Below are 25,997 nucleotides of genomic sequence, written 5' to 3'. Positions count from 1 at the left end.
TCATTTCCTCGGCACCTCGGAGAACGCCGTGCGCATCCAGGTCTACGTTGCACTGATCGCCTACATTCTGCTGCGCATGGCCCAAGCCTGCCAGACCGCGATTTCCCAANCGCTCGCCTTCACCCGCCTCGTCCGCCTCAACATCATGCACCGCAGACCGATCAACGCGCTCAGGCAAACTCCCCCATCACCGAGATCCGACCCACGACAATTGCCTCTGCCAATCGTGGAAATTTAAACCGGACAGCAGTGGGTCAAGCCCGAGGATGACGGGATTAGGAGTGCGGCTCCCGAAAAGTGAGCTTCGTGCGACGCTGACAACAGAAAGCCGGCACACAAAACCTGTGCGCCGGCTCTCTTAATTCAGCAGCAGAAATACCTGCCTATTTCTTCTTCTTGCCCGCCACCGGGCCTTCGTCGAAGCCGACATAGACCTTGGCGAAGTCGCCGGCGCCGCCGGGCAGCGCGACGTTGGTCTTGGTGAAGATGAACTGGGTGGTGCCGACGCCGGCCGGGACTTCGACCGGGTATTGCGTCAGTTCGGAATAGAGCGTGTTCTTGCCATCGGTCGCGGCGACGCGGATCGGCAGGTTGACGCTGCCGGCGCCGCCGGCCGGGCCGGAAACGACGCGGCCTTGGACGACCACGGTCATCACCAGTTGGCTTTCGTTCTGGACGCACTGGCGCGTCGTGTCGGCCAGCGCGGCCTGGTAGACGATCTTGGTCGGATCGTCCTTGGCGCCCTTGGCATAGGTGCGGTAGTTCGCCGTTCCGTCGAGCAGATAGACCTGCGGGCAGGTGCCCTGGATGACGGCGGGGGTTGGCGCCGTTGCGCCGCCGCCAGCATCGATCGCTCCGCCGGTATCCGTTTTGTTGCAGCCCGCTATGACGACGAGAAGTGAGATTCCGAGAAGACGGCTGGAGATTTTACCAAACACCTGAGTTGACCCTCTGCCTTGCACAATTGATGTCGCGGGATGGACTGACCGGAAAATAAGGAATTTTTCGGTTTGATCCCCCTGCAACTGGGCCTTTCAAGACCCTTGGCGATGGTCTATAGCAGCGACGCATCGAAAAATCGATTGGAGTCTCAAGGCGCAAGGTCAATTTTTCGGCCCCCGTCAAAACGCGACGGAAGGCGGCTGGAAAGACCAACGACGGAGCTGCAAGACGATATTTCCGTCGGCCTGGCCAAGGGCCGACGCAAAATGAACCGCGATTTCCATCCGGTTTTGCATAGAGTGCCGATCAATTCTCGCCGCAACCTCCGCGGCAGCCAGACGACGAAGGATGGTCACGGTGAAGTATGTCTCGACGCGGGGCGAAGCCCCTTCGCTCAATTTTTGCGATGCGCTTCTGGCGGGTCTTGCCCGCGACGGCGGTCTCTACGTGCCGAAGGAATGGCCGCGGCTTTCCAAGAAGGAAATCCGGGCGCTGCGCGGGAAATCCTATCAGGAGATCGCCTTCACGGTTCTTTCGCCTTTCGTTGACGGTGAAATTCCGGAAGACAAGTTCCGGACGATGATCGACGAGGCCTACGCCACCTTCCGCCATCCGGCGATCGCTCCGCTCGTCCAGACCGGTGCGAACACCTTCATCATGGAACTGTTCCACGGCTCGACGCTGGCCTTCAAGGACGTCGCCATGCAGCTGCTGGGGCGGCTGATGGATCATGTGCTTGCCGAGCGCGACCAGCGCGCCACCATCGTCGGCGCCACGTCCGGCGACACGGGGGGAGCTGCGATCGACGCCTTTGCCGGGCGCGACCGGACCGACATCTTCATCCTTTTCCCGCACGGCAAGGTCTCGCCGGTGCAGCAGCACCAGATGACGACCTCCAAGGCAGGCAACGTCCATGCGCTGGCGATCAAGGGCAATTTCGACGACTGCCAGAGCCTCGTCAAGGCGATGTTCAACGACGTCGCCTTCCGCGACCGCGTGGCGCTGTCCGGCGTCAACTCGATCAACTGGGCGCGCATCATGGCCCAGATCGTCTACTACTTCACCACCGCGCTTGTGCTGGGCGGGCCGGACCGGAAGATCTCCTTCACGGTCCCGACCGGCAATTTCGGCGATATCTTTGCCGGCTACGTCGCGATGCAGATGGGGCTGCCGATCGACAAGCTGATCGTCGCCACCAATGAGAACGACATTCTCGCCCGCACCCTGAAGACCGGCCGCTACGAGATGCGCGACGTCAAGGCGACGACCTCGCCATCGATGGACATCCAGATCTCCTCGAATTTCGAGCGGCTGCTGTTCGAGGCCTATGATCGCGACGCCTCGAAGGTGCGCGGCGCCATGGCGAGCCTGCAGCAATCCGGCGCCTTCGAGATCGAGGAGAAGGCGCTGAAGTCCATCCGCAAGGTGTTCCGCGCCGGCCGTGCGACCGAAAAGGAGGTCGCCAAGACCATCCGCTCGACGCTGGAGGCGACCGGCTATCTGCTCGACCCGCATACGGCGATCGGCGTTTTCGTGGCCGGCAAGCATGAAAAGCCGAATACGCCGATGGTGACGCTTTCCACCGCCCATCCGGCGAAATTCCCGGCCGCAGTAAAATCGGCCAGTGGTATTGACCCGGCGCTTCCAACGTGGCTTGCTGATCTGATGGTCAGGGAGGAGCGTTTCGATATTCTGGAGCCGGAGCTGAAGATCGTTGAAAACTTTATCAGCGAGCACGCCCGCATCCTGAGCTAAAGGACGCAGAAAGACGTATGATGAAAGTTGAGTGCACCCGGCTCCAATCCGGGTTGACCGTCGTCACCGAGAACATGCCGCATCTTGAAAGCGTCGCCCTCGGTGTCTGGATCAAATCCGGTTCACGCGATGAAACCACGGACGAGCACGGAATTGCCCATCTGCTGGAACATATGGCGTTCAAGGGCACAGCGCGGCGAACCGCCCGCGACATTGCCGAGCAGATCGAAAATGTCGGTGGCGAAGTCAATGCCGCCACCTCAACCGAAACAACGTCCTATTACGCCCGCATCCTTCAGGACGACGTTCCGCTCGCCGTCGACATTCTCGCCGACATCCTGACGGAATCCTCCTTCGACGAAGACGAACTGCAGCGGGAAAAGCACGTCATCCTGCAGGAGATCGGCGCCGCCAACGACACGCCCGACGATGTCGTCTTCGACAAGTTCGCCGAAACCGCCTTTGCCAACCAGACGGTGGGACGGCCTATCCTCGGCACGCCGGACACGGTTCTTTCGTTCACGCCCGAGCAGATCCGCGCCTATCTCGGCCGCAACTACACCACCGACCGCATGTTCGTGGTCGGTGCAGGCGCCATTGATCATGATAGCTTTGTGCGACAGGTTGAAGACCGCTTTGCCAGCCTTCCGCAAAAGCCGGCCACAGCGCCGATTGCCGACGCCGCCCGCTATACCGGTGGCGACGTGCGGGAGGACCGCGACCTGATGGACGCACAGGTCCTGCTCGGTTTCGAGGGCAAGGCCTACCACGCCCGCGATTTCTACTGTTCGCAGATTCTCGCCAATATCCTCGGCGGCGGCATGTCGTCGCGGCTGTTCCAGGAAGTCCGCGAGCATCGCGGCCTCTGTTATTCGGTCTATGCCTTCCACTGGGGTTTTTCCGATACCGGCATCTTCGGCGTTCATGCGGCAACCGGCGGCGAGAACCTGCCGGAACTGATGCCCGTCATCATCGATGAACTGCGCAAGTCGTCGATGACCATAGAGCAGCAGGAAATCGACCGCGCCCGCGCCCAGATCCGCGCCCAGTTGCTGATGGGCCAGGAAAGCCCCGCCGCCCGCGCCGGCCAGATCGCCCGACAGATGATGCTCTACGGCCGACCGATCCCCAACGAGGAACTGATGGAGCGCCTGTCCGGCATTACCATCGAGCGCCTGACCGATCTTGCCGGGCGCTTGTTCTTCGACACGACCCCGACACTTTCGGCAATCGGACCGCTCGAGAAGCTGGCGCCGATGAACGATATCCTCGGTGCATTGTCCAACAAGGCCGTTCAAGCTCGCGCCGCCAACGGTTAATACTTATTTTGAAGGGCGACCTGCGGGCGTTCTTCGAGCGCCCGGCGCCTCGCATCCCACGCGCCGCGGAGGCTTATATGACACGATCGGTCTTTCGGTTTCTGTCACGGCAGCCGGATCCGGTCGAGATTGCCAATGCTACGTATTTGCTGCGCCTGCCCAAGGCATCCGATTATCGGCAATGGTATCAACTGCGTAGCGAAAGCCGCGCCTTCCTCGAGCCCTGGGAGCCGACCTGGCGCGCCGACGAAATGACCGAGAGTGCCTTTCGCAGCCGCGTCATCCGCAACGAGCAGGAATTTGCCTCCGGCCAGGCCGTGCCATTGTTCATTTTCCTGCGCGCGCAGGACCAGCTGGTCGGTGGCCTGACCATCGGCTACATCCGCCGGGGAGCCGCCCAATGCTGCATGATCGGCTACTGGATGGGCGAGCGGCACGCCGGCAAGGGCCATATGGCCGAGGCCGTCAAGCTAGCCATTCCCTACATCTTTTCGAGCCTTCAGTTGCACCGTATCGAAGCAGCCTGTATTCCCGAGAACCAGAGAAGTATCCGGCTCCTTGAAAAGGCCGGGTTTCAGCGTGAAGGCTACTTGCGGGAATATCTGAAAATCAACGGGCAATGGCGCGATCACCTCATGTTCTCCCTTCTCTCGCAGGACAGCGTGCAACCCAAGAATTTGAGTGATTGATGTCTTTGAATTGCCTGCCTCTCTATGCCTCAGCACGACGGCTCCTGGCGCTTCTCACCGCCATGATGACCATGGTCTGCCTGCTGGGTAGCGGCGCAGCATTTGCCACGGAACCCGTCAAGATTTCGCGCGAGGACACCGCACTCGACCTGACCGCGACGACGGAAATCTATACCGGCCGCGGCGAAGCCTTCCAGGTCTCGACTGCCCCGGGCACCGACGGCATCGTGCGCCGCATCGAGGTGCGATCGAGCGCCGAGAACCACCAGGGCGACTGGGCCGTTTTCGCGCTCGCCAATGTTTCGGAAGAGCAGCTGGAGCGCGTCATCGTCGCCCCGCATTTCCGCCTGGTGAATTCCAAACTGTTCTGGCCGGACCTCGGCTCGCAGCGCATTCTCTCGATCACGCCGAGCGAAGGCTTTGCGCTCGACCGGCAGCCGAGCGACGAAGCCGACGTGTTTCGCATCACATTAAACCCCGGCTCGGTCATTACCTTCGTGGCCGAACTGGCGGGGCCCGACCTGCCGCAGATCTACCTCTGGCAGCCCGATGCCTACAAGGACACGGTCAACGCCTTCACCCTCTATCGCGGCATCGTCCTCGGCATTGCCGGCCTGCTTGCGGTGTTCCTGACCATTCTCTTCGTCGTCAAGGGAACCTCGATGCTGCCGGCGACGGCTGCGCTCGCCTGGGCGGTGCTTGCCTATATCTGCGTCGATTTCGGATTCCTGTCGAAGCTAATCAGCATTACCGCAGGTGACGAACGCATATGGCGCGCCGGAACCGAAGTGTTCCTGGCCGCCGGCCTTGTGATCTTCCTGTTCACCTATCTCAACCTCAACCGCTGGCACCAGCATCTGAGCTATGCGACGCTTGCCTGGATCCTCGGCCTCGGCCTCTTGTTCGGCGTCGCCATCTACGACCCGGCGATTGCATCGGGCATCGCCCGCCTCTCCTTCGCGCTGACCGGCACCTGCGGCATATTTCTGATCGCCTATCTCGGCTTCAACCGTTACGACCGGGCCATCCTTTTGGTGCCCGCCTGGCTCTTGATCCTCGTCTGGCTGTTCGGCGCATGGCTGACGGTCACCGGCCAGCTTGCCAATGACATCGTCCAGCCCGCGCTCGGCGGCGGTCTCGTCCTGATCGTGCTGCTGATCGGCTTTACGGTCATGCAGCACGCGTTTGCCGGCGGTGCCTACAGCCAGGGCCTGTTCTCCGATCTCGAACGTCAGTCGCTGGCCCTGACGGGCTCCGGGGATACCGTCTGGGACTGGGACGTGGCACGCGATCGCGTCGTCACCATCCCCGACATCTCGGCGCAACTCGGCCTTTCGCCCGGCACCATGCACGGGCCTGCGCGCAACTGGCTGCCGCGCCTGCATCCCGACGACCGCGACCGGTTTCGCGCGACGCTCGACGTGCTGCTGGAGCATCGCAAGGGGCGGCTGAACCACGAATTCCGCGTGCGCGCCGAGGACGGTCACTACCACTGGCTCTCGATCCGCGCGCGGCCGGTGCTTGGCGCCAATGGCGAAATCATCCGCTGCGTCGGCACCATCGTCGACATCACCGAACAGAAGACCTCTCTCGACCGCCTGCTGCACAACGCGCTTCACGACAATCTGACGGGTTTGCCGAACCGGCAGATCTTCCTTGACCGGCTGCAGTCCATCCTGTCGCTGGCGCCGGGCTCAAATGCCGTGCGGCCGACCGTGCTGACAATCGATATTGATCGCTTCAAGCAGGTCAACGAGGCGCTCGGCATTGCCGCCGGCGACAATATCCTGATTGCGCTGACCCGCCGCCTGCGCCGGCTCCTGAAGCCGCAAGACACGCTGGCCCGCCTGGTCGGAGACGAGTTCGGCCTGATCCTGATGTCGGAGCGCGACCCCGCCAAGGTCGCCGACTTTGCCGATGCCGTTTCCAAGGCGATCATGGTGCCGCTCAATTTCGGCAACCGCGAAATCAATCTCACCGCCTCGATCGGCCTCGTCTCCTGGGTCGATCAGCAGGAAAATGCCGCCGGGCTGCTCGATGACGCCGAGCTCGCGATGTACCGCGCCAAGAAGGCGGGCGGTAACCGTGTCGAGCCCTTCCGCCCGGCCTTCCGCACCTCCGGCACCGACCGCCTGCAACTGGAAAACGACCTGCGCCGCGCCATCGAACGCAAGGAATTGAGCCTCGTCTATCAGCCGATCGTGCGCCTGGTGGACGCCGAGATCGCCGGTTTCGAAGCCCTCATGCGCTGGGAGCATCCGAAACGCGGCAGCATCTCGCCGTCAGAGTTCATCCCGATCGCGGAAGGCACCGATCTCATCAACCAGCTTGGCATGTTCGCTTTCGAGAAGGCGACCAGCGACCTCACGGACTGGCAGCTCCAGACCGGCGACCTGCCGATCTTCGTCTCCATCAACCTCTCGAGCGCCCAGTTGCTCAACAATGACCTCCATGACGATGTCCGGGCGATTCTGAACAAGAACCACTGCGATCCGCAGAAGGTGAAGGTGGAGCTCACCGAATCGCTGGTCATGGAAAACCCGGAACAGGCCCGCCTGGTGCTGGAAAAGCTGAAGGATGCCGGCCTGAAGCTGGCGCTCGACGACTTCGGCACCGGCCATTCCTCGCTCGCCTACCTCACCCGCTTCCCCTTCGATACGATCAAGATCGACAAGGCGCTGGTCAAGGATCCGAGCGACAAGCGCACGATCCTGCTCCGCTCCGTCATCACCATGGCACGCGAACTCGACATGCAGGTCGTCGCCGAAGGCATCGAATCCGAGGAGGATGCCATCCAGCTGGCCCAGCTGGGCTGCGATTTCGGCCAGAGCTTCCTGTTCGGTCCGCCGATCGGCTCGGAATCGATCCTGCGGCTCCTGAAGGAACGCTTTCCGCTGATGAAGCGGGCGTAGCACGGCAGTAGGAAGGTTAGGCAGTAGGCAGTAGGCAGTAGGCAGTAGAAATATTCTCTGCCTTGGGCCTGGAAGGCGACAGCTATTGCCTATTGCCTATTGCCTATTGGCTATTGGCTATAGCCAGCTCCCGCCCGCCTTATCAGCCGGTTGATAAAGTCCAGCTTCTGCACGACTGGCGGCGAAAGCACGAACGGATAGCTGTCTGGCTGGCCCATGCTGCGCTGAATGCTGTTCAGCGCCACGCTCAGGGGGATCCAGGCGTCGACCAGCGTCTGCGCATCGGTCGCCCGATAGGGGTCGAAATCGACTTCCGCCGCCATGCCCTCGTGGCGGCGCGGTTCGGTCGAAAGTCCGAAGGAATGCGCCGTTTCCAGCGCATCGACGATATGGAAAAAGTGTGCCCAGCATTCGGCGAAATCCTCTGCCGGATGCGTGCTGGCATAGGTGCTGATGAACCGTGTCTGCCAGTCGGCGGGAGGTCCCTGCTCGTAATTGCGGCGAAGCGCCTCGGCATAATCCGCCCGTTCGTCGCCGAACAGCGATCGCGCCTCGTTCAGGGTCTGGTCGTCGCGGACAAGCTGGCCCCAGTAGAAGTGACCGATCTCGTGGCGGAAATGGCCGATCAGCGTGCGGTAGGGCTCGTTCATCGACACACGCACGCTTTCGCGCGTGGCGTCATCGGCTTCAGCCGCACGCAGGCTGATCAGGCCGTCTTCATGACCGGTCATGGCCGGCACGAGGTTGCCGTAGCTATCGACCTCGTCGGCGAGAAAATCGAAGACAAGCCCGCCCTGCGGATCGACGTCACGCCCGGGCCGCGGCAGATTCCAGCGCAACAGCGAATAGAACAGATGCCGCTGCGCCTGGCCGATCTTCTGCCAGCGCGCCAGCCCCTCCGGGTTGTCGGTGACAGGTACCATGCGATTGTAGCGGCACGCCTGACAATAGGTATGCTCGTCGTTCACCGAGATCAGCCAGTTGCATATGTCATGCGCGGCATTGGCACAGAAACGGACATCCCCCTCCTGACGCGAGGATACCCGCCAGAGGTCATCACCGGCCGGCATCACCGCCTGCATCGCCATGGCTTCCGGCAGGAAGCCAAGCCGTGAGCCGCAATTGATGCAAACGCGGTTGTCAAAATGGACCGGGGTTCCGCAATTGCCGCATTCGTAAAGTCTCATGAAAAATCATCCGCCCAATGGTCAGCATGGAATATCGCATAAATACAATGCATCAAGCGACAGCATATGCTCCGGCAGAGGAATGCCCGCCGGCGAGAAGCACAGCGGGCACCGGCGCTAGAAATCTCCCATCCAGTTGAACCCGTCAGGACAGTCGATTCGCGCACCTTGTAGCTGTCCACCCATAAAAACAGGGGACAGCAATTCTTGCATTACATGCGGTCAATGGTGCCTTTTACGGCACTCTTGGCCTTGCCAGTCGCTGACTGGACCTTGCCCTTCACTTCCTGACCTTTTCCTTCAGCCTGCAGTTTCCTGCTGCCGGTTGCCTTGCCGGCCGCCTGCTTGGCCTTGCCTGCCGCCTGATTGGCTGCGCCGGAAATCTTGTCGGAAGTGCTGCCCATGATCAGTCTCCTTGAAAGGTTGAGGACAGGACCAAGCGCCCTGTCCTTGCGTTCGGAAAACGGAAGGCAGGTGAAATTGTTCCGGCAAAAAGCCGTAACGGAGGAAAAATCCGTCGGTCAGGCGTGACCGGCATCCATGGACAGCATCGCCGGAGAAACGCCCATCAGCGCCAGAGCCCGGTCATATTTGTCGCCGAGATCGCGGTCGAAGATCAGTTCCTCGCTCGCCGGGCAATTCAGCCAGCCATTGCTGGCGATCTCACTTTCCAGCTGGCCGGCACCCCAGCCGGCATAGCCGAGCATCATCATCGCCTTGGAAGGCCCCTCGCCGCGGGAAATCGCCCGCACGATATCGAGCGTCGCCGTCAGGCAGATGTCATCGCTGACCGGAATGCTGGATTCGCTCAGGTAGTCGTCGGAATGCAGCACGAAGCCACGACCGGTTTCGACCGGCCCCCCCGTCTGGATCTGGAAATTGCGGGTGATGGTCGGCAAGCGGATCGCTTCTGCCTGATCGATGATCTGCAGGTGAAGAAGCACATCCGGAAAGGTCAATTGCTGCGGACGGTTGAGCACGAAACCCATGGCACCGTCACTGGAATGGGCGCAGATGAAGATGACCGTGCGGGCGAAATTGCTGTCGAACATGCCGGGCATGGCGATCAGGAACTGACCGTCTAGCAAACCGCGCTCGCGCTTCTTCTGAAATGTCGCCATCATGGTGTCAGCCTTCTGGGTCAATGAAAAGCGTTTCCACCCCTCGTCTTTTGGTTTTGAGGCTTTTCTTGGGTTTCCTCGGCTCGCCTCCATCAAGAGAAAATGATCCGGAGGTGAAAGCGGGCATCTTTCAACCATGCCCCAAAACCGATAAGCCTCATCCTCATGAAAGATCATCGTCTCCTAGAGAATGCGACTCATTTGGCGGCGCTGGCAAGCCTTGCCGCATATTTTTTTATTGTCCCCACTGTGCAGGCCGCGCAGAGCGAGTGGGCGCATTCCGAGGGCGGCGCGATCCGCATCGTCGCCGACAGGCCGCAGCCAGACGGGACGATTCCGGCCATCCTCGACATCCGCCTGGAACCCGGCTGGAAGACCTATTGGCTGGAGCCCGGAGCAAGCGGCATACCGCCACAGGTGAGCATCGATCCGAAGGATGGCGTCTCCGTTCTGGGAATGCGCTTTCCGCCACCGAAGCGCTTTGGCGAAGGTGTGGATCACTACACCGGTTACGACAAATCCGTGGCTTTTCCGCTTCTGTTGAAGAGCGAGAGGAAGAGCGGCGATCTGTCCCTCAATTTCTCGGTCTTCCTCGGCATCTGCAAGGACATCTGCATCCCTGTCCAGGCTAATCTCAGCCTTTCGTTGCCCGAAGGTACGGCAGAAAACCCGCTCGACAGGGCGCGGATTGACGATGCCGTTGCCGCCTTGCCGGCGCAACCGTCCGAGACGTTCAAGGTCAAGGCCGCGTCCTTCGATGCGGCTCGTCTTCGCCTATCGCTGGTGACGCCCGATGCGTCAGCCGAAAAACCGCCCGAGCTTTTCCTCGCCGGTCCGCCCGGCTACAGCTTCGGCAAGCCGGAAATCATCAGCGTAGCGAATGGTGCATTGACCGCAGACGTGCCGGTGCGGGTTCCGGCAAAGGGCGGCGCGCTGAAGAGCGGATCGGTCCTGCTCGTCGTGCGATCCGGCAAGCGCAGCATGGAAACCCCGCTTGCCTTTGACTGAGGCAATTCTATATTCCTTCGCGACCCATCGCAGCGCCCGCCCCAATGAGCGACTGCGCTTTTTGCCTTTCCGAAAAGCCTCAAGGAGTAAGACCGTGACCATTTCTGTCGGAGACAAGCTGCCTGCCGCCACCTTCAAGGAAAAGACCGCCGACGGCCCAGTCGAAATCACCACCGATCAGCTGTTTTCCGGCAAGACGGTCGTGCTGTTTGCGGTTCCCGGCGCCTTCACGCCGACCTGCTCGCTCAATCACCTGCCCGGCTATCTGGAAAACCGCGACGCGATCCTGGCGCGCGGCGTCGACGACATCGCCGTCGTCGCCGTCAACGACCTGCATGTCATGGGCGCCTGGGCAACCGCATCCGGCGGCATGGGCAAGATCCACTTCCTCTCGGACTGGAACGCCGCCTTCACCAAGGCGCTCGGCATGGACATCGACCTCTCGGCCGGCACGCTCGGCGTGCGTTCGAAGCGTTATTCGATGCTGGTGGAGAATGGCGTCGTCAAGACCCTGAACGTCGAGGAAAACCCGGGCCAGGCAACCGTTTCGGCTGCCGCCGCCATGCTGGACCAGATTTAAGGGCCGGTTTGTAGGTGATCTGCCGTCCCTCTCCGACCATTGCGGAGGGACGGCAAATTCCGGCAGGCTGTTCAGCCCACGCGTTGTTCGACGAGGTTGGCCAGTTGCTCGACAACGGTGCCCCACCCGTCATAAAAGCCCATTTCCGCGTGCATGTTGCGGTCTGCATTGTTCTTGTGCATCACATAGGCGGTATAATCCGTGCCGTCCGAATGGTCCTTCAAGGTGATGATCGCGGTCATGAACGGCTGTTCGGCGGGCCGCCATCCGCCGACCAGCGCGTTTGTAAAGACGATCCGCTCGCCATCGGCGATATCGAGGAAGCAGGCGTTCAGGTGGGGTTCGAAATCGCCGCCATTCTCGCTCATCCGGGTGATGAAAGAGCCCCCGGGGCGCAGTTCCATCTCCACGACCTTGCATCTGGCTGGTGCCGGTATCCACCATTGTTCGAGGCTGGCAGGGTCGGTCCAGGCGCTCCACACGAGCGAGCGCGGTGCCCGGATGACGCGGGAAATCGTCAGGTCGAGCTCCGGATTTGAAGAACGGATCATTGCGCTTCTCCTTTCTTTTGAGCGGTGACGACAAACTGCTCTAGCCTGTCGGTGCGGCCCTCCCAGAGGGCGCGTTGTTGGGATAGCCACGCTTCGACCGCAGCCAATTGGCCCTCCTGGATGACGCAGGTCCGGACGCGGCCTTCCTTGCGTGTCCGGATCAAGCCGCTGCCTTCGAGAAAGCGGATGTGCTTCATGAACGAGGGCAGGGCCATGTCGAAGGGCTTTGCGAGATCGCTGATGCTCGCCGGGCCCGTGCCCAACCGAGCCAGAACGGCCCGACGGGTGGGATCGGCCAGCGCCTGAAAAATGCCGTCCAGTTGCCGTGAATACTGTTCCATAAGGCTAAGTATCACCGCAAAACACTTAGCGCAATAGCTAAGTGTTTTGCCACGGCATCGTTGGAGCAGCAGCTGGGCGAACCGCATCAGCGACCGGAAAGGTCAGGCGCCCTGTCCTAAATTTCGCTTTGCCTAATTTATCAAAAGGAGCAAACTGCGCGGCGTGGGTGCTTTTGGTGAGCATCTCCTCAAGGCTATGGGGGGTATCATGACACTTGCAATCAATGATCTCGCGCCGGATTTCACGGCAACCACCACCGAAGGCGACATCCGGTTCCACGACTGGATCGGCGATTCCTGGGTAGTGCTTTTCTCGCATCCGAAGGATTTTACGCCGGTGTGCACCACCGAGCTCGGATACATGGCCCGGATCAAGCCCGACTTCGACAGGCGCGGTGTCAAGATCATCGGCCTCTCGGTCGATCCGCTGGACCGTCATTCCGGCTGGGTGAAGGACATCGAGGAAACACAGGGGTTCGCCCCGAACTTCCCGATGATCGCCGACACAGATTACACCGTGTCGAAGCTCTACGGCATGCTGCCGGCCGCGGTGTCGGGCGACCCGACCCAGCGTACGCCGGCCGACAATCAGACCGTGCGCAATGTCTTCGTCATCGGTCCTGACAAGAAGATCAAGCTGATCCTCGTCTATCCGATGACCACCGGCCGCAATTTCGACGAGGTGCTGCGCGTCATCGACTCGCTGCAGCTCACCGCCAAGCACAAGGTGGCCACGCCGGTGAACTGGAAGCAGGGCGACGACGTGATCATCGCCGGCTCGGTGACGGACGACGACGCGCGCAAGCAATACCCGCAAGGCTGGCGCGCACCAAAACCCTATATCCGGATCGTGCCGCAGCCGCAGGGATAGCATCGATGTCCAGCGCCGACCGTAGAGACGCGCAACGGAGCCACCGATGATCTTCCGTCAGCTGTTCGACAGCGTTTCCGGCACCTACACCTACCTCATCGCCAGCCGGCATGGGGGAGAAGCGCTGATCATCGACCCGGTGCTGGAAAAGGTCGACCGCTACCTGCAGCTCGTGCGGGAGCTCGATCTCAAGCTGGTCAAGGCCGTCGATACGCATCTGCACGCCGATCACATCACCGGGCTCGGCGCCCTGCGTGATCGGACGCACTGCATCACGGTGATGGGCGAGCAGACGCTGGCCGACGTGGTCTCGATGCGTGTGGCGGAAGGCGACCGCGTCGCGATCGAGGGCCTCAGCCTCGACGTGCTCTACACGCCCGGCCATACGGATGATTCCTATTCCTTCCTCATGGGCGGGCGTGTGTTCACCGGCGACACGCTGCTCATTCGCGGCACCGGGCGTACCGACTTCCAGAACGGTGATCCGCGCCAGCAATATGATTCCATCTTCAACAAGCTGCTCAAACTGCCGGACGAGACGCTGGTCTTTCCGGCCCATGACTACAAGGGCGATACCGTTTCGACCATCGGCGAGGAGAAACGCTTTAACCCGCGGCTCAGGGTCCGATCGGTCGACGAATACGTCGACATCATGAACAATCTCAACCTGCCCAACCCGAAGATGATGGATGTGGCCGTACCGGCCAATATCCATGTCGGCCTTCACCAGGAGGAGATCGCGCGCAAGGGCTGGGCCGTTTCGGCTGCCGAAGCAATGGCACTTAGCGGCCGCTCCGACATCGCGATCGTCGATCTGCGCGAGAAGGCAGAGCGCGAAAAGCACGGAACCATTCCCGGCGCGCTGCACGCGCCCTATCCGGAATTGCAGGAGCACATCAGTGCTGGCGGCATCCTGCATGAGCTGGCGGCAGCCACCGGCAAGCGGATCGTCTTCTATTGCGCCTTTGGCGAGCGTTCGGCTATGGCGGTCGAGGCGGCACAGGACGCCGGCCTCACGAGCGCCTGCCACATCGAGGGCGGCATCGATGCCTGGAAGAAAGCGAACGGCCCGGTGGCCAAATAAACCGCCCCAAAGGCTGCCGGCTCCAATGATCGACTCACGCCAGGGCGTTTGCGCCCCCGACCTTCTCGAACGTGCTGAACTGGAAGTTCTGCACTGAACCCCACGGCGTAATGTGCTGATACCGCCGCGTTGCGGCAAGCTTGAACCGGGCACCGAGAACGGCCTGCAGGCTTTCCGCGTCGTATCGAGCAACGGGCAAGCCGCTGCATGTCTCAGGGCCGTCCGGTGCAAAGGTGCCAATCACGGCCTTTCCGCCATCCTTGAGGGCATGCACCAGCACGCGAACATAGGCTTCCTGCTCCTCTGCGGTCGTCAGGAAGTGAAAGGCGGCGCGGTCATGCCAGAGGTCATACTGGCGATCGGGTATCCATGCCGTCACATCCGCTGCGATCCACCGCACCAGATCGGCATTTGCCAGGCGAGCCTTCGCAGTTTCAAGGGCGGCGGCAGACAGATCGAGAACCGTTACATGGGCCTGGCCAAGGGCCTCCAAGGCATCCACCAATCTCGACGTGCCGCCGCCGACGTCGATGACGGACATGTCTGGTGTCAGCCCGGCTTCATGCAGCAGCGCCAACGACAGCTCAGGGGTGTCCTCATACCAGCTCACTTCGGTCTCTGCCTTGGTCGTGTAAACACCTTCCCAATGCGTTTGTCGGTCAGCCGCGGTCATGAAATCACCCCTTGGACAAGTTTATCAGATACCGGCCCATAGTAACGGGAATTTATGACCGGTGCGTCGCGCCAGTGCGGGCGGGAGTTCTGCGGCATTATGGCTAAACCTCGGCCCATGCGTTAGCCTCAGGGCAAAGACGACCGGGAGTGATGCCCTGGTGCCCGCGTGTGACGGACGCCTCGCCGTCGCGACTGAATGGTGGATTGCCGCTATGAAACCGCTATGGGCGCTTCTTGTTTCCTTCTGTCTTCTGGGGGGAACGACGTCTGCCGAACAATATACGGTAGATCTGGAACTGGTCATTGCCGTTGACGTCTCCTATTCCATGGAAATCGATGAGCAGCATCTGCAACGTCAAGGCTACGTTGATGCGTTCCGCAGGCCCGAGATCGCCGAAGCCTTGCAGCGCGGACCGCTCGGCAGAATTGCGGTGACCTATATCGAGTGGGGCGGTTCGGCTGTCCAGATCGTGCCCTGGACGCTGATCGACGGTCGGGCGACCGCGGCCCAGTTTTCCGACGTGCTGCGCCGACAGCCGATCAGGCGCATCTCCTTCACATCGATCTCCAACGCGCTTGCATTTGCACGAAAGCTCTTTCAAACCAGCCCATTTCGAGGGAGCCGGCGCGTGATCGATGTATCCGGCGACGGCCCCAACAATGCCGGGGTCCCGGCTCCGGTCGGCAGGAACACGACCGTCGCTCAGGGCATCGTCATTGACGGTCTTCCCATTATGTTGAAGACCACGCCGGATTCGGCATCGATACCGGATCTCGATGTCTATTATCGGGAATGCGTCATCGGCGGAGACGGGGCATTTCTGTTGAAGGTCACGAATGTGTCCCAATTCGCCGAAACGATCCTGCGCAAGCTCGTCATCGAGATTTCAGGGGTCGAGGTCAGCGGCACTCCGCAGCGCCAAACGGGGGTGGTGCGGGTTCAATACCCCAGGCCCTATAACTGTTTTATCGGCGAAGAAATGCAGGAGCGTTCCATTGGGAAATAGCGCCGTCTCCGCCCCCTGGCGAGACGGTGAAATTCCACCCTTCCCTCACCGCTTCTTCTTGAACGGCTCCATGCCCTTGCGGGCGAGCTCGTCGGCCCGTTCGTTTTCCACGTGGCCGGCGTGCCCCTTCACCCAGTGCCAGGTGACCTTGTGGCGCTGGTTGGCGGCGTCGAGCGCCTGCCAGAGTTCGCCGTTTTTCACCGGCTTCTTCTCGCCCGTCTTCCAGCCGTTGCGCTTCCAGCCATGGATCCATTTGCTGATGCCGTCCATGACATATTTGCTGTCGGTGTAGAGATCCACCTCACAGGGCTGCTTCAGCGTATTGAGCGCAGAGATCGCAGCCAGAAGCTCCATGCGGTTGTTGGTGGTTTCGGGCTCGCCGCCGCACAGGTCCTTTTCCACGTCGCCGTAGCGCAGCACGGCGCCCCATCCGCCGGGTCCGGGGTTTCCGGAGCAGGCGCCATCGGTGAAGATATCGACATGTTTCATGCGGGCTTTGTCTCGTGGGTCAGGCCATATTCAGCGGCAGTTGCGACGGAGCGATGAAACTGCAGCTTCTTCAGATATTCGAGCGGGTCCTTCTTGACCACCAGCGCGCCCGGCGGCGTCGTCAGCCAGTCGTAGAGACGCGTGAGGAAAAAGCGCAGCGCCGAGCCGCGCGCCAGAAGCGGCAGCGCCTCGACCTCGGCTGCGGTCAGCGGCCGCACGCTCTGGTAACCGGACAAGAGCGCCATGCCCTTGGTCATGTTGAAGGCGCCGTCCTTTTCGAAGCACCAGGCGTTCAGGCAGACCGAGACGTCATAGGCAAGGAAGTCGTTGCAGGCAAAATAGAAGTCGATCAGGCCGGAAAGTCCGTCGCCGAGGAAGAAGACGTTGTCCGGAAAAAGATCGGCGTGGATGACGCCTTCCGGCAGGTCCTTCGGCCAATTGGCTTTGAGGAAATCGAGTTCAGCGGCGATCTCGGCCTTGAGGCCCGCCTGCACCTCGTCGGCACGGTCACGGGAATTGTTCCAGAGCGGGCGCCAGCTGTCGACGGACAACGCGTTGCGACGGCGGATCTCGAAGCCCTCGCCTGCCACGTGCATTGCCGCTAAGGCCTTGCCGACCTCGCGGCAATGATTGGCATTTGGCTTGCGCAGCCACATGCCTTCGAGGAACGAGATGACGGCGGCCGGCCGGCCGGAAAGCTCGCCGAGCAATTTGCCGTCGGCACGCGGCAGCGGAAGCGGGCAGGAAAGGCCCTTGTCGGCCAGATGATGCATCAGCCCGAGGAAGAACGGCAGGTCGTTCTGGTCCACCCGCTTTTCGTAAAGCGTCAGGATGTAGGAGCCCTTGGTGGTGTGCAGCAGGAAATTGGTATTTTCCACACCCTCGGCAATGCCCTTGTAGGACGTCAGCGTGCCGACGTCATAGGCGGTCAGAAAATCGGCGAGATCGTCTTCCGTGATGTCGGTATAAACTGCCACGAGATTGTCCTGCGTTCTGCAATTAGCGTTTCGTTGCGCGGAGGTTTACACCCCTCTGTCCCTCCGGGACATCTTTAGCGGCTTCCCGGTAGGCGGGCAAAAGGTTCAAGGCCGATCTCCCCCCTTGAGGGGGAGATGTCCCGGAGGGACAGAGGGGGGTAAACGCTCGCCAGACCGAAAATATCGACCCAGCGATACCTCTAATCTCCGTTCACGAACGCCATGTCCTGCACGGTCAGCGGCACGTGGCGAAGCTCGCGGTTGACGAGGAAATTCTCGGTCTCCTCGACCGTGTCGGCAAGCTCCACCGACGCGTCGTAGCGCTCGCGAAAGGCCTCGATGATCTCGTTGACGATGACTTCCGGGGCCGACGCGCCGGCCGACAGCCCTACGGTGGCGATATCGCCAATGCCGTCCCAGTCGATTTCCGACGCGCGCTGGACAAGCACGGATTTCCTTGCACCGGCGCGAAGCGCAACCTCGACCAGCCGCTTGGAATTGGACGAATTCGGCGCACCGACGACAAGAAAGAGATCGCAGCCGGGTGCCGCCTGCTTCACGGCCTCCTGGCGGTTGGTCGTGGCATAGCAGATCGAATCGGCTGCCGGTGCGGTCAGGTTGGGAAAGCGCTCATGCAACCGCTTGATGACGCCGGCCGTGTCATCGACCGACAGCGTCGTCTGGGTGACGAAGCCGAGATTGTCGGGATCCGGCGGCACGTAATTGTCCGCGTCCTCGACGGTCTCGATGAGCGATACGGCACCTTCCGGCAATTGCCCCATGGTGCCGATGACTTCCGGATGGCCGGCATGGCCGATCAGCACGACATGGCGGCCGAGGCGCTGGTGGCGCATGGCCTGCTTGTGAACCTTGGAGACCAGCGGGCAGGTCGCATCGAGATAAAACAGATTGCGGGTCTCTGCATCGGCGGGCACCGACTTCGGCACGCCATGAGCGGAGAAGACCACCGGCTGCTTGCGATGTTCCTCGGGAATCTCGTCGAGTTCCTCGACGAAGATCGCGCCCTTGGCCTCAAGCCCCTCGACCACATAGCGGTTGTGAACGATCTCGTGGCGGACATAGACCGGGGCGCCATATTCCTTCAGCGCCAGAACGACGATCTGGATCGCCCGGTCGACGCCGGCGCAAAAGCCGCGCGGGCCGCAGAGGCGGATGGTGATCGGTTTCCTTGCCGAGAAAGATGCCATGGATCAGGGTGCCAAAACAGTGAACAGAAGTGCGAGGATCGCCGGGCTGCCCTGCACCAGAAAGATGCGCGGCTTGACCGACCATGCGCCATATATAGCGGCAACGATCACGCACACAAGGAAGAACAGCTTCAACTGAAAGGCAAATTCCGGCGGCGAGGCAATCAGCGACCAGACAAGGCCGGCGGCGAGAAAGCCGTTGTAGAGCCCTTGATTGGCCGCCAGCACCTTCGTCGCTTGCGCGCGCTCCTGCGACATGCGGAACACCTTTCGCCCCTGCGGTGCTGTCCAGAGAAACATTTCAAGCACGAGAAAGCCGACATGCAGCAAGGCTGTTGCGGCAATCAGCATGTTGGCGATGATGGTCATAAGTCCCCCGGCAGTCGTTCCATGTTCTGCAGGCAGCGCGCCCGATTATCTCTTTCGCCGCAGGATGAACACGCCGCTGACGGCAACCAGCGCCGCGGCCAGGCCATACCATGTCAAGGCATATTGCAGATGGTTGTTCGGCAGGTCCAATTGCGTGACGCCGCCGATCGGCAAGCCGCCCGAATTGGGCGTTGTGTCCGCATCGACGAAGAACGGCACGACCTCCGCAGCATTGAGCCCGACGCTCGACGCCATGACGTCGAGGTCCTTCCAGTAGAAGATGTTCTTGGCGACATCATTGTCCGGCACGACCCAGGACGGCTTTTCCGTGAGTTTGACGCGCGCAAGGCCGGTGACGGTCTGCGCTCCGCTGAGCTGCCCCTGCTTGCGCGTCTCGGCTTCCTTGCGCTCGAAGGGGACGAAGCCGCGGTTGACGAGAAGGAAACGACCGTCGGCTAGCTGCAGCGGCGTGTAGACGTAATAGCCTGTCCGGCCCTCATAGGTGGCGAAGAAGTGCCGTTCCTTGTCGTTGAGATAGGTGCCGGTGACGCGCATCGTGCGGTAGTCGACATCCTCGCCGGCCTTGGCCATCGCCTCGATCGCGGCCAGATCGACCGGCGGTGCTGCGCGGCGCTCAGTGATTGCCGCGAGCAGACCCTCTTTCCAATGGAGCCGCTGCACCTGCCATGTGCCGAGCGACAAAAGAATGGCGAGCGCGATGAGGACAAGAACAATGCCGGCGGCGCGGCCGAACGGCACGCCGCTCCCGCTTGCAGCGTCAACCACGATCGATCTCGCCCTGCCGCGCATTGTTCCGGTACTGCAGGTTGACCAGGATGCCCTTCAGCATGCGCATCAGGACGAGGCTGAAGATACTGGCAAGGGGAATCCAGAGCAGGAAGTGCAGCCAAAGCGGAGGGTTTACGTTGACCTCCGTCCAAAGCGCCGCGCCAACGACGATGAAGCCGACGATCAGGATGACGAACACCACGGGACCGTCGCCGGAATCGGCGAACTTGTAATCGAGACCGCAACTGGCGCAGGCCGGCTTCACCTTCAGGAACCCGTCGAACAGCTTGCCCTGGCCGCAGCGCGGGCAAAGCCCCTTGACCCCGGCCTTGACCGGATCGACTGGGGGGAAATGTGCGCTGTCTTCGTTCATGGTTTCACGTCCTATTTGCCGTCCAATTTCCATAACGCATTCGTCGCGCAAGCGATATATGGGCCACCGCGACCTTTGGGCTCATTCGCCGCAAGGCAGCATTGCCAACAATGAAAAAGGCGGGCGCCTTGGCACCCGCCTTTTTAGATTTCTGGGATAAGGACCCGATCAGCCGTGGGCGAGCGGTGCGCCCCAGCCGCCCCAGACGTAGATCGAGAAGAACAGGAAGAGCCAGACCACGTCGACGAAGTGCCAGTACCAGGCGGCGGCTTCGAAGCCGAAATGGTGTTTCGGGGTGAAATCGCCCTTGACCGCACGCAGCAGGCAGACGAGCAGGAAGATCGTGCCGACCAGAACGTGGAAACCGTGGAAGCCGGTCGCCATGAAGAAGGTCGCGCCGTAGATCGAATCCTTGAAGGCGAACGGGGCGTGGGCATATTCGTAAGCCTGGACGCTCGAAAACAGGATGCCGAGCAGCACGGTCAGCGTCAGGCCGTTGACGAGGCCCTTGCGGTCGTTGTGCAGCAGCGCATGGTGCGCCCAGGTCACGCAGGTGCCGGAGAGCAGCAGGATCACGGTGTTGTAGAGCGGCAAGTGCCAGGGGTCGAGGACCTCGATGCCCTTGGGCGGCCAGACGCCGCCGGTAAACGCGGAGCGTGTTGCCTGGATGGCTTCGCCGGAAAAGAGACTTGCATCGAAGAAGGCCCAGAACCAGGCGACGAAGAACATCACTTCCGAGGCGATGAACATGATCATGCCATAGCGCAGGTGCAGCGACACGACGCGGGTGTGGTGGCCCTCATGCGCTTCCTTGATCGTGTCCGACCACCAGCCGAACATCGTGTAGAGCACGACGACGAGGCCGATGAAGAACACCCACGGATTGGCAAGTTCGAGACCGAACATCTTGAACGAACCGCCGGCCAGGTAGCGCATGTAGGCAACGCCGCCGAAGGCCATGATGAAGGCGCCGATCGATGCCAGAAGCGGCCAGGGGCTCGGGTCGATGATGTGGTAGTCGTGGTTTTTCTGATGCGCACCGGCCATATGAATAATCCCCGATAAGTCTGTCTCGTATCGCCTCCGGCTTAGCCGAAAACGGTGATCTGTCAAAGCTTGTTGTCAGTCTCTCCCGGCTTCACCGTCAGGCCGGCAATCGGCTTCGACGGTTCGCGGGCGTAGAAGGTGTAGGAAAGCGTCAGCGTGTTGATACCTTTGGTCTCGACCGTATTGACGATCTCCGGATCGACGAAGAACACCACCGGCATCTCCATCTTTTCGCCGGGTTGCAGCGTCGTCTCGGTGAAGCAGAAGCATTGCACCTTGTTGAAATAGGCACCGGCCGCCATTGGCGTCACGTTGAACACAGCCTGCCCCGTCGTCGGCTTCTTCGACATGTTCGTCGCTTCGAACGCGACCTGCACGGTCTCGCCGATCTTCAGTTCGATGTCGCGCTGAACCGGCTTGAAATCCCAAGGCAGGCCCGGTGCCGTATTGGCGTCAAAGGTCACCTTGATGGTCTTGTCGAGGATGACGTCGGACGCCTGCTCGACGCGCTTCGTCGTGCCGTTGTAGCCGGTGACCTTGCAGAACATGTCGTAAAGCGGAACGGCGGCATAGGCCATGCCGACCATGCCGAACACGAAGGCTACGCAGGACGCGACGATGACGCCGTTTGCGCGGTCCTTCTTCCGGTCTGCATTGTTCGCCGTTGACATGCGCTGTTGATCCTACTGCACCATGCCGCTGCTGAACTTGATCAGCGTCACGACATAGAAGACGGCAACGAGGCCGAAGAGCACGACGCCGAGCGCGATGTTGCGGCCGCGGCGCGACTTCTTCTGGGCGTCCGTAAGCGACACGAGTTCCATCAGGCAACCTTTCCGACGGTGAGCCACAGCGTGGCAATCAGATGATCGACCATCAACGCGGAGAAGATCGCGAAGAGATAGAGGATCGAGAAGGCAAAGAGTTTCTTGGCGGGGATCATCCTCTCGTCACCTTCCGGCATGCGGTGAACGCCGATCGAGTACCAGATGAAGCCGAGACCAAGACAGAGCGCAATCGTGCCATAGGCGGTGCTGGCGAAGCCAAGGGCCGTCGGCACGACGCCGATCATGGCGGTCAGCACGGCATAGATGACGATCTGGTTCTTGGTTGTCGCCTCGCCGCAGACATTCGGCATCATCGGCACGCCGACTGCGCCATAATCGCGCATCTTGAACAGCGCGAGCGCCCAGAAATGGGCGGGCGTCCACAGGAAGGTGATCAGGAAAAGCACGATGCTTTCGATCGAAATTCCATTCGTCACGCAGGCCCAGCCGATCATCGGCGGGAAAGCGCCGGCGGCACCGCCGATGACGATGTTCTGCGGCGTCGAGCGCTTCAGCCACATCGTGTAGATGACGACATAGAAGAAGATCGTGAAGGCGAGCAGCCCGGCCGACAGCCAGTTGACGACGATGCCGAGAATGCAGACCGAGAAGGCAGAGAGCGTCAGGCCGAAGGCGAGCGCTTCCTTCGGCAGGATCTTTCCCGCCGGGATCGGCCGCCTCGCCGTGCGGGTCATCACCGCATCGATATCGGCGTCGTACCACATGTTGAGCGCACCGGAGGCTCCGGCGCCAACGGCGATACAGAGGATCGCGATGAAGCCGATGAAGGGATGGATGTGGCCCGGCGCCAGCACCATGCCGGCAAGTGCTGTGAACACCACCAGCGACATGACGCGCGGCTTCAGCAGCTCAAAGAAATCGCGCGCAGAGGCTTCCGAGAGACGAGCGCCGCCCTCCGGACCCATTGCTTCGTGATTTTCGATGACCGTCATATCTCGTCCTTGGATCGTTTCGGCACTTATCGCGCGCCGTCTTGCCGGTTTTCCCCGACGTGGAGCGAAGCCGCCGTTACCGGCGGCTTCGGAGTGAAAGCGGCGCTTACTTGATGCGCGGCAGCTGTTCCCACTGGTGGAACGGCGGCGGCGATGTCAGCTGCCACTCCAGCGTGTTGGCACCCTCGCCCCACGGATTGTCGCCGGCAACGCGCTTCTTGGCGAAGGCTTCGAAGACGCAGAAGAGGAAGATCAGGACGCCGACGGCCGAGATGTAGGAGCCGTAGGACGATACCATGTTCCAGCCGGCATAGGCATCCGGATAGTCGATGTAGCGGCGCGGCATGCCGGCAAGGCCGAGGAAGTGCTGCGGGAAGAACACCAGGTTGACGCCGACGAACATCACCCAGAAGTGCAGCTTGCCGAGGAATTCCGAATACATGTAGCCGGTCATCTTCGGGAACCAGTAGTACCAGGCGGCGAAGATCGCAAAGACGGCGCCGAGCGACAGAACGTAGTGGAAGTGGGCAACCACGTAGTAGGTGTCGTGCAGCGAACGGTCGAGGCCGGCATTGGCGAGCTGGACGCCCGTGACGCCGCCGACGGTGAACAGGAAGATGAAGCCGATCGCCCAGACCATCGGCGTGGTGAAGCGGATCGAGCCGCCCCACATCGTCGCGATCCACGAGAAGATCTTCACGCCGGTCGGAACCGCGATGACCATCGTCGCGAAGACGAAGTAGCGCTGCGTGTCGAGCGACATGCCGACCGTGTACATGTGGTGCGCCCAGACGATGAAGCCGACGGCGCCGATGGCGACCATGGCATAGGCCATGCCGAGGTAACCGAAGATCGGCTTCCTGGAGAAGGTCGAGACGATGTGGCTGACGATTCCGAAGCCGGGCAGGATCAGGATGTAGACTTCCGGGTGGCCGAAGAACCAGAACAGGTGCTGGAACAGGATCGGGTCGCCGCCGCCTTCCGGCGCGAAGAAGGCCGTGCCGAAGTTGCGGTCGGTGAGCAGCATGGTGATGCCGCCTGCCAGGACCGGCAGCGAGAGCAAGAGCAGGAAGGCGGTGATCAGCACCGACCAGGCAAACAGCGGCATCTTGTGCAGCGTCATGCCCGGAGCGCGCATGTTGAGGATGGTGGTGATGAAGTTGATCGCGCCGAGGATCGACGAGGCGCCGGCGATGTGAAGGCCGAGGATCACCAAGTCCATGGAGGGACCGGGCTGCCCCGATGTCGAATAGGGCGGATAGACCGTCCAGCCGCCGCCCGACCCATAGGCGCCCGCCGGGCCTTCGACGAACATCGACAGGAGCACGAGCAGGAAGGCCGGAATGATCAGCCAGAAGGAGATGTTGTTCATGCGCGGGAAGGCCATGTCCGGCGCGCCGATCATGATCGGCACCATCCAGTTGGCGAAACCGCCGATCAGCGCCGGCATGACCATGAAGAAGATCATGATCAGCGCGTGCGCCGTCGTGAACACGTTGAACATGTGCTTGCCGCCGTCGATGGCAGCATCGCCCTCGAAGCCGTAGACCATGGACGCCAGGCCGTGGAAGATCTGGATGCCCGGCTCCTGCAGCTCGGCGCGCATGAAGACCGACAGGGTGCCGCCGACGATGCCGGCGAAGATCGCGAAGATCAGGTAGAGCGTGCCGATATCCTTGTGGTTGGTCGACAGAAACCAACGCTGGAAGAAGGTCAGCGGCTTGTGGGCGTGGTCATGGTCGTGCCCATGATCATGGGCGTGATCATGACGGTGATCGTGTTGCGCGGTTGTTCCGGCCATGGGTCGAGTTCCCCTTCGAATTACTGTGCGGCGTTTGCAGCGACGTCGACGGTCTTTTCCGCGCCGTCGATGGAAGCCATGAGGGCCTTGTTCGCATCACCGATATTGGTGGCGGCGGCAGCAAGCCAAGTGTTGTACTTGTCTTCGCTGACCACGCGGATGGCGATCGGCATGTAGGCATGGTCCTTGCCGCAAAGCTCGGAACACTGGCCATAGTAGAGCCCCTCACGGTCGGCCTTGAACCAGGTTTCGTTGAGGCGGCCGGGAACGGCATCAATCTTCACACCGAACGCCGGCATGGCGAAGGCGTGAATGACGTCTGCGGCGGTCACGAGAACGCGGACGGTCTTGCCGACGGGAACGACGACTTCGTTGTCGACGGCGAGAAGACGCGGATATTCCGTCTTGTCTTCCTTGCCGAGGGAAGCGCGATCTTCTTCCTTCATCATCAGGCTGTCGAAGGTCAGCGGGCTTTCGCCGACTTCATATTCATAGGACCAGTACCACTGGTTGCCGGTCGCCTTCACCGTCAGGTCAGGATTTGCCGGCGGCGTGAGCTGCGCTGTCAGGAGCTGGAAGGAGGGAATGGCCAGGAAGAGCAGAATGAGGACCGGGCCGACCGTCCAGATGATCTCGATCATCGTGTTGTGGCTGGTCTTGGAAGGAACCGGATTGGCCTTTTCGCGGAACCGGATCACGATCCAGATCAACAGAGCCAGGACGAACAGCGTGATCGGGATGATGAACCACAGCGTATAGTGCTCGAACCATGTGATTTCTTCCATGATTCCGGTTGCTGCCGGCTGAAAATTGGTCTGCCAAGCGACCGGCTTGTCGGCAAAGGCGTTCGTAGCAAAAAGCAGACAGGCAATCGATGCCAGAACTGCATAAGCCTTGTTTTTCACAATATGTCTCCCTGGGCGCTTGATCAGGATCAAACCGAAACGCAGAATCCCTGCGATACTGAAGCGCTTCAAACCACAGTTTGATCAGCGCCGCAACATCTGTCCCTACCAGCCCATGCGGCATTTTTGCGCAAACCGTGCTTTTCGCACAGGCTCTTGAGCGATGCGGTCTTCCGTAGGCGCGCGGCGAAGAAGACCGCACCGGCACCATCCGGCA

General features: G+C 61.2%; 28 protein-coding genes and 1 pseudogene. 10 read left to right on the top strand and 19 right to left on the bottom strand.

Annotation, left to right across the window (positions count from 1 at the left end):
• Positions 1 to 238 (top strand): annotated as a pseudogene (locus tag A3AY_RS41000) (IS4 family transposase); the annotation flags it as partial.
• Between the two features lie 145 nt (positions 239 to 383).
• On the opposite strand, the gene A3AY_RS0134175 reads toward A3AY_RS41000, so the two are convergent.
• Complete coding sequence (locus tag A3AY_RS0134175; RefSeq protein WP_018330167.1) at positions 384 to 938, bottom strand: hypothetical protein; 555 nt, start codon at positions 936 to 938, stop codon at positions 384 to 386.
• A 352-nt stretch (positions 939 to 1,290) separates the two neighbouring features.
• Between A3AY_RS0134175 and thrC the strand changes: the two genes are divergently transcribed.
• The 4 genes from thrC (at position 1,291) to A3AY_RS0134150 (ending at position 7,617) form a co-directional block, all read left to right on the top strand.
• Positions 1,291 to 2,697 carry a threonine synthase gene (gene thrC / locus A3AY_RS0134165; RefSeq protein WP_018330165.1) on the top strand — a complete coding sequence of 469 codons (1,407 nt, stop codon included), beginning with the start codon at positions 1,291 to 1,293 and terminating at the stop codon, positions 2,695 to 2,697.
• Positions 2,698 to 2,714: 17 nt separating this feature from the next.
• Positions 2,715 to 4,016, top strand: coding sequence for a M16 family metallopeptidase (locus tag A3AY_RS0134160; RefSeq protein ID WP_018330164.1), 1,302 nt, complete (start codon positions 2,715 to 2,717; stop codon positions 4,014 to 4,016).
• 77 nt (positions 4,017 to 4,093) lie between these two features.
• Entirely contained in the window at positions 4,094 to 4,705 is a 612-nt protein-coding gene (locus A3AY_RS0134155) for a GNAT family N-acetyltransferase (RefSeq protein WP_018330163.1), read from the top strand.
• Complete coding sequence (locus tag A3AY_RS0134150) at positions 4,705 to 7,617, top strand: EAL domain-containing protein (protein ID WP_018330162.1); 2,913 nt, start codon at positions 4,705 to 4,707, stop codon at positions 7,615 to 7,617. Before A3AY_RS0134155 ends, A3AY_RS0134150 begins: the two co-directional genes overlap by 1 nt.
• Before the next feature lie 110 nt (positions 7,618 to 7,727).
• Here A3AY_RS0134150 and A3AY_RS0134145 read toward each other — a convergent pair whose 3' ends face one another.
• From A3AY_RS0134145 to A3AY_RS0134130, 3 genes are all read right to left on the bottom strand, one after another.
• On the bottom strand, positions 7,728 to 8,804 hold the full coding sequence (locus A3AY_RS0134145) for a zinc-binding metallopeptidase family protein (RefSeq protein ID WP_018330161.1): 1,077 nt from the start codon (positions 8,802 to 8,804) through the stop codon (positions 7,728 to 7,730).
• A 212-nt stretch (positions 8,805 to 9,016) separates the two neighbouring features.
• Positions 9,017 to 9,208: a CsbD family protein gene (locus tag A3AY_RS0134140; RefSeq protein WP_018330160.1), complete on the bottom strand. Its 192-nt coding sequence runs from the start codon at positions 9,206 to 9,208 to the stop codon at positions 9,017 to 9,019.
• A gap of 117 nt (positions 9,209 to 9,325) precedes the next feature.
• On the bottom strand, positions 9,326 to 9,928 hold the full coding sequence (locus A3AY_RS0134130) for a YqgE/AlgH family protein (RefSeq protein WP_414817373.1): 603 nt from the start codon (positions 9,926 to 9,928) through the stop codon (positions 9,326 to 9,328).
• A gap of 198 nt (positions 9,929 to 10,126) precedes the next feature.
• Here A3AY_RS0134130 and A3AY_RS0134125 point away from each other — a divergent pair, with 198 nt between their 5' ends.
• A complete protein-coding gene (locus A3AY_RS0134125) occupies positions 10,127 to 10,933 on the top strand; it encodes a protein-disulfide reductase DsbD domain-containing protein (protein ID WP_018330157.1) in 807 nt (268 codons plus the stop codon).
• Between the two features lie 94 nt (positions 10,934 to 11,027).
• Entirely contained in the window at positions 11,028 to 11,513 is a 486-nt protein-coding gene (locus A3AY_RS0134120) for a peroxiredoxin (RefSeq protein ID WP_018330156.1), read from the top strand.
• A gap of 71 nt (positions 11,514 to 11,584) precedes the next feature.
• On the opposite strand, the gene A3AY_RS0134115 is transcribed toward A3AY_RS0134120, so the two are convergent.
• Both A3AY_RS0134115 and A3AY_RS0134110 read right to left on the bottom strand, forming a co-directional pair.
• Complete coding sequence (locus tag A3AY_RS0134115) at positions 11,585 to 12,064, bottom strand: SRPBCC family protein (protein WP_018330155.1); 480 nt, start codon at positions 12,062 to 12,064, stop codon at positions 11,585 to 11,587.
• Positions 12,061 to 12,405 (bottom strand): ArsR/SmtB family transcription factor, encoded by a 345-nt coding sequence (locus A3AY_RS0134110; protein WP_026204119.1) that lies wholly within the window; start codon positions 12,403 to 12,405, stop codon positions 12,061 to 12,063. The genes A3AY_RS0134115 and A3AY_RS0134110 overlap by 4 nt, the downstream gene beginning before the upstream one ends.
• 208 nt (positions 12,406 to 12,613) lie before the next feature.
• Here A3AY_RS0134110 and A3AY_RS0134105 point away from each other — a divergent pair, with 208 nt between their 5' ends.
• Together A3AY_RS0134105 and A3AY_RS0134100 are read left to right on the top strand one after the other, a co-directional pair.
• On the top strand, positions 12,614 to 13,276 hold the full coding sequence (locus A3AY_RS0134105; RefSeq protein WP_018330153.1) for a peroxiredoxin: 663 nt from the start codon (positions 12,614 to 12,616) through the stop codon (positions 13,274 to 13,276).
• Positions 13,277 to 13,322: 46 nt separating this feature from the next.
• On the top strand, positions 13,323 to 14,360 hold the full coding sequence (locus A3AY_RS0134100) for an MBL fold metallo-hydrolase (protein WP_018330152.1): 1,038 nt from the start codon (positions 13,323 to 13,325) through the stop codon (positions 14,358 to 14,360).
• Positions 14,361 to 14,394: 34 nt separating this feature from the next.
• On the opposite strand, the gene A3AY_RS0134095 is transcribed toward A3AY_RS0134100, so the two are convergent.
• The gene (locus A3AY_RS0134095) at positions 14,395 to 15,033 is read right to left on the bottom strand and encodes a class I SAM-dependent methyltransferase (RefSeq protein WP_018330151.1); all 639 of its coding nucleotides are present in this window, start codon (positions 15,031 to 15,033) and stop codon (positions 14,395 to 14,397) included.
• A gap of 214 nt (positions 15,034 to 15,247) precedes the next feature.
• Here A3AY_RS0134095 and A3AY_RS0134090 point away from each other — a divergent pair, with 214 nt between their 5' ends.
• The gene (locus A3AY_RS0134090) at positions 15,248 to 16,042 is read left to right on the top strand and encodes a DUF1194 domain-containing protein (protein ID WP_018330150.1); all 795 of its coding nucleotides are present in this window, start codon (positions 15,248 to 15,250) and stop codon (positions 16,040 to 16,042) included.
• 45 nt (positions 16,043 to 16,087) lie between these two features.
• On the opposite strand, the gene rnhA is transcribed toward A3AY_RS0134090, so the two are convergent.
• The 12 genes from rnhA to coxB all read right to left on the bottom strand — a co-directional run bounded on the left by rnhA (position 16,088) and on the right by coxB (position 25,780).
• The gene (gene rnhA / locus A3AY_RS0134085; protein ID WP_018330149.1) at positions 16,088 to 16,531 is read right to left on the bottom strand and encodes a ribonuclease HI; all 444 of its coding nucleotides are present in this window, start codon (positions 16,529 to 16,531) and stop codon (positions 16,088 to 16,090) included.
• The gene (locus tag A3AY_RS0134080) at positions 16,528 to 17,508 is read right to left on the bottom strand and encodes a homoserine kinase (protein WP_018330148.1); all 981 of its coding nucleotides are present in this window, start codon (positions 17,506 to 17,508) and stop codon (positions 16,528 to 16,530) included. Before A3AY_RS0134080 ends, rnhA begins: the two co-directional genes overlap by 4 nt.
• A 200-nt stretch (positions 17,509 to 17,708) precedes the next feature.
• Positions 17,709 to 18,716, bottom strand: a complete 1,008-nt coding sequence (gene ispH / locus A3AY_RS0134075; RefSeq protein WP_018330147.1) for a 4-hydroxy-3-methylbut-2-enyl diphosphate reductase — start codon at positions 18,714 to 18,716, stop codon at positions 17,709 to 17,711.
• A gap of 3 nt (positions 18,717 to 18,719) precedes the next feature.
• Positions 18,720 to 19,085 carry a DUF1304 domain-containing protein gene (locus tag A3AY_RS0134070; RefSeq protein WP_018330146.1) on the bottom strand — a complete coding sequence of 122 codons (366 nt, stop codon included), beginning with the start codon at positions 19,083 to 19,085 and terminating at the stop codon, positions 18,720 to 18,722.
• A 45-nt stretch (positions 19,086 to 19,130) separates the two neighbouring features.
• On the bottom strand, positions 19,131 to 19,895 hold the full coding sequence (locus A3AY_RS0134065; RefSeq protein ID WP_018330145.1) for an SURF1 family protein: 765 nt from the start codon (positions 19,893 to 19,895) through the stop codon (positions 19,131 to 19,133).
• Positions 19,864 to 20,247, bottom strand: a complete 384-nt coding sequence (locus A3AY_RS0134060; RefSeq protein ID WP_018330144.1) for a DUF983 domain-containing protein — start codon at positions 20,245 to 20,247, stop codon at positions 19,864 to 19,866. Before A3AY_RS0134060 ends, A3AY_RS0134065 begins: the two co-directional genes overlap by 32 nt.
• A 168-nt stretch (positions 20,248 to 20,415) precedes the next feature.
• Positions 20,416 to 21,294: a cytochrome c oxidase subunit 3 gene (locus A3AY_RS0134055; RefSeq protein ID WP_018330143.1), complete on the bottom strand. Its 879-nt coding sequence runs from the start codon at positions 21,292 to 21,294 to the stop codon at positions 20,416 to 20,418.
• Between the two features lie 62 nt (positions 21,295 to 21,356).
• A complete protein-coding gene (locus A3AY_RS0134050; RefSeq protein ID WP_018330142.1) occupies positions 21,357 to 21,965 on the bottom strand; it encodes a cytochrome c oxidase assembly protein in 609 nt (202 codons plus the stop codon).
• Between the two features lie 12 nt (positions 21,966 to 21,977).
• On the bottom strand, positions 21,978 to 22,118 hold the full coding sequence (locus A3AY_RS38815; protein ID WP_018330141.1) for a hypothetical protein: 141 nt from the start codon (positions 22,116 to 22,118) through the stop codon (positions 21,978 to 21,980).
• Positions 22,118 to 23,074, bottom strand: coding sequence for a heme o synthase (locus A3AY_RS0134040; RefSeq protein ID WP_018330140.1), 957 nt, complete (start codon positions 23,072 to 23,074; stop codon positions 22,118 to 22,120). The genes A3AY_RS38815 and A3AY_RS0134040 overlap by 1 nt, the downstream gene beginning before the upstream one ends.
• Positions 23,075 to 23,180: 106 nt before the next feature.
• The gene (gene ctaD / locus A3AY_RS0134035; protein ID WP_018330139.1) at positions 23,181 to 24,875 is read right to left on the bottom strand and encodes a cytochrome c oxidase subunit I; all 1,695 of its coding nucleotides are present in this window, start codon (positions 24,873 to 24,875) and stop codon (positions 23,181 to 23,183) included.
• A 20-nt stretch (positions 24,876 to 24,895) separates the two neighbouring features.
• Positions 24,896 to 25,780, bottom strand: coding sequence for a cytochrome c oxidase subunit II (gene coxB / locus A3AY_RS0134030; RefSeq protein WP_026204118.1), 885 nt, complete (start codon positions 25,778 to 25,780; stop codon positions 24,896 to 24,898).
• Positions 25,781 to 25,997: the final 217 nt, after the last annotated feature.

Source organism: Rhizobium giardinii bv. giardinii H152 (assembly GCF_000379605.1).
Taxonomy (GTDB): Bacteria; Pseudomonadota; Alphaproteobacteria; order Rhizobiales; family Rhizobiaceae; genus Pararhizobium; species Pararhizobium giardinii.
The sequence above is the reverse complement of the archived record's forward strand: the minus strand, read 5'-3'. Positions and strand labels throughout refer to the sequence as shown.

Excerpts from the sequence above, each read along its gene's own strand:
- A3AY_RS0134095 (WP_018330151.1), bottom strand. The coding sequence starts at position 15,033 with ATGACCGCGGCTGACCGACAAACGCATTGGGAAGGTGTTTACACGACC.
- ispH (WP_018330147.1), bottom strand. The coding sequence starts at position 18,716 with ATGGCATCTTTCTCGGCAAGGAAACCGATCACCATCCGCCTCTGCGGC.
- A3AY_RS0134140 (WP_018330160.1), bottom strand. The coding sequence starts at position 9,208 with ATGGGCAGCACTTCCGACAAGATTTCCGGCGCAGCCAATCAGGCGGCA.
- A3AY_RS0134145 (WP_018330161.1), bottom strand. The coding sequence starts at position 8,804 with ATGAGACTTTACGAATGCGGCAATTGCGGAACCCCGGTCCATTTTGAC.
- A3AY_RS0134115 (WP_018330155.1), bottom strand. The coding sequence starts at position 12,064 with ATGATCCGTTCTTCAAATCCGGAGCTCGACCTGACGATTTCCCGCGTC.
- ctaD (WP_018330139.1), bottom strand. The coding sequence starts at position 24,875 with ATGGCCGGAACAACCGCGCAACACGATCACCGTCATGATCACGCCCAT.
- A3AY_RS0134090 (WP_018330150.1), top strand. The coding sequence starts at position 15,248 with ATGAAACCGCTATGGGCGCTTCTTGTTTCCTTCTGTCTTCTGGGGGGA.
- A3AY_RS0134065 (WP_018330145.1), bottom strand. The coding sequence starts at position 19,895 with ATGCGCGGCAGGGCGAGATCGATCGTGGTTGACGCTGCAAGCGGGAGC.
- A3AY_RS0134160 (WP_018330164.1), top strand. The coding sequence starts at position 2,715 with ATGATGAAAGTTGAGTGCACCCGGCTCCAATCCGGGTTGACCGTCGTC.
- A3AY_RS0134105 (WP_018330153.1), top strand. The coding sequence starts at position 12,614 with ATGACACTTGCAATCAATGATCTCGCGCCGGATTTCACGGCAACCACC.
- A3AY_RS0134070 (WP_018330146.1), bottom strand. The coding sequence starts at position 19,085 with ATGACCATCATCGCCAACATGCTGATTGCCGCAACAGCCTTGCTGCAT.
- A3AY_RS38815 (WP_018330141.1), bottom strand. The coding sequence starts at position 22,118 with ATGGAACTCGTGTCGCTTACGGACGCCCAGAAGAAGTCGCGCCGCGGC.
- rnhA (WP_018330149.1), bottom strand. The coding sequence starts at position 16,531 with ATGAAACATGTCGATATCTTCACCGATGGCGCCTGCTCCGGAAACCCC.
- A3AY_RS0134155 (WP_018330163.1), top strand. The coding sequence starts at position 4,094 with ATGACACGATCGGTCTTTCGGTTTCTGTCACGGCAGCCGGATCCGGTC.
- A3AY_RS0134150 (WP_018330162.1), top strand. The coding sequence starts at position 4,705 with ATGTCTTTGAATTGCCTGCCTCTCTATGCCTCAGCACGACGGCTCCTG.
- A3AY_RS0134110 (WP_026204119.1), bottom strand. The coding sequence starts at position 12,405 with ATGGAACAGTATTCACGGCAACTGGACGGCATTTTTCAGGCGCTGGCC.
- thrC (WP_018330165.1), top strand. The coding sequence starts at position 1,291 with ATGGTCACGGTGAAGTATGTCTCGACGCGGGGCGAAGCCCCTTCGCTC.
- A3AY_RS0134040 (WP_018330140.1), bottom strand. The coding sequence starts at position 23,074 with ATGACGGTCATCGAAAATCACGAAGCAATGGGTCCGGAGGGCGGCGCT.
- A3AY_RS0134130 (WP_414817373.1), bottom strand. The coding sequence starts at position 9,928 with ATGATGGCGACATTTCAGAAGAAGCGCGAGCGCGGTTTGCTAGACGGT.
- A3AY_RS0134100 (WP_018330152.1), top strand. The coding sequence starts at position 13,323 with ATGATCTTCCGTCAGCTGTTCGACAGCGTTTCCGGCACCTACACCTAC.
- A3AY_RS0134060 (WP_018330144.1), bottom strand. The coding sequence starts at position 20,247 with ATGAACGAAGACAGCGCACATTTCCCCCCAGTCGATCCGGTCAAGGCC.
- A3AY_RS0134055 (WP_018330143.1), bottom strand. The coding sequence starts at position 21,294 with ATGGCCGGTGCGCATCAGAAAAACCACGACTACCACATCATCGACCCG.
- A3AY_RS0134050 (WP_018330142.1), bottom strand. The coding sequence starts at position 21,965 with ATGTCAACGGCGAACAATGCAGACCGGAAGAAGGACCGCGCAAACGGC.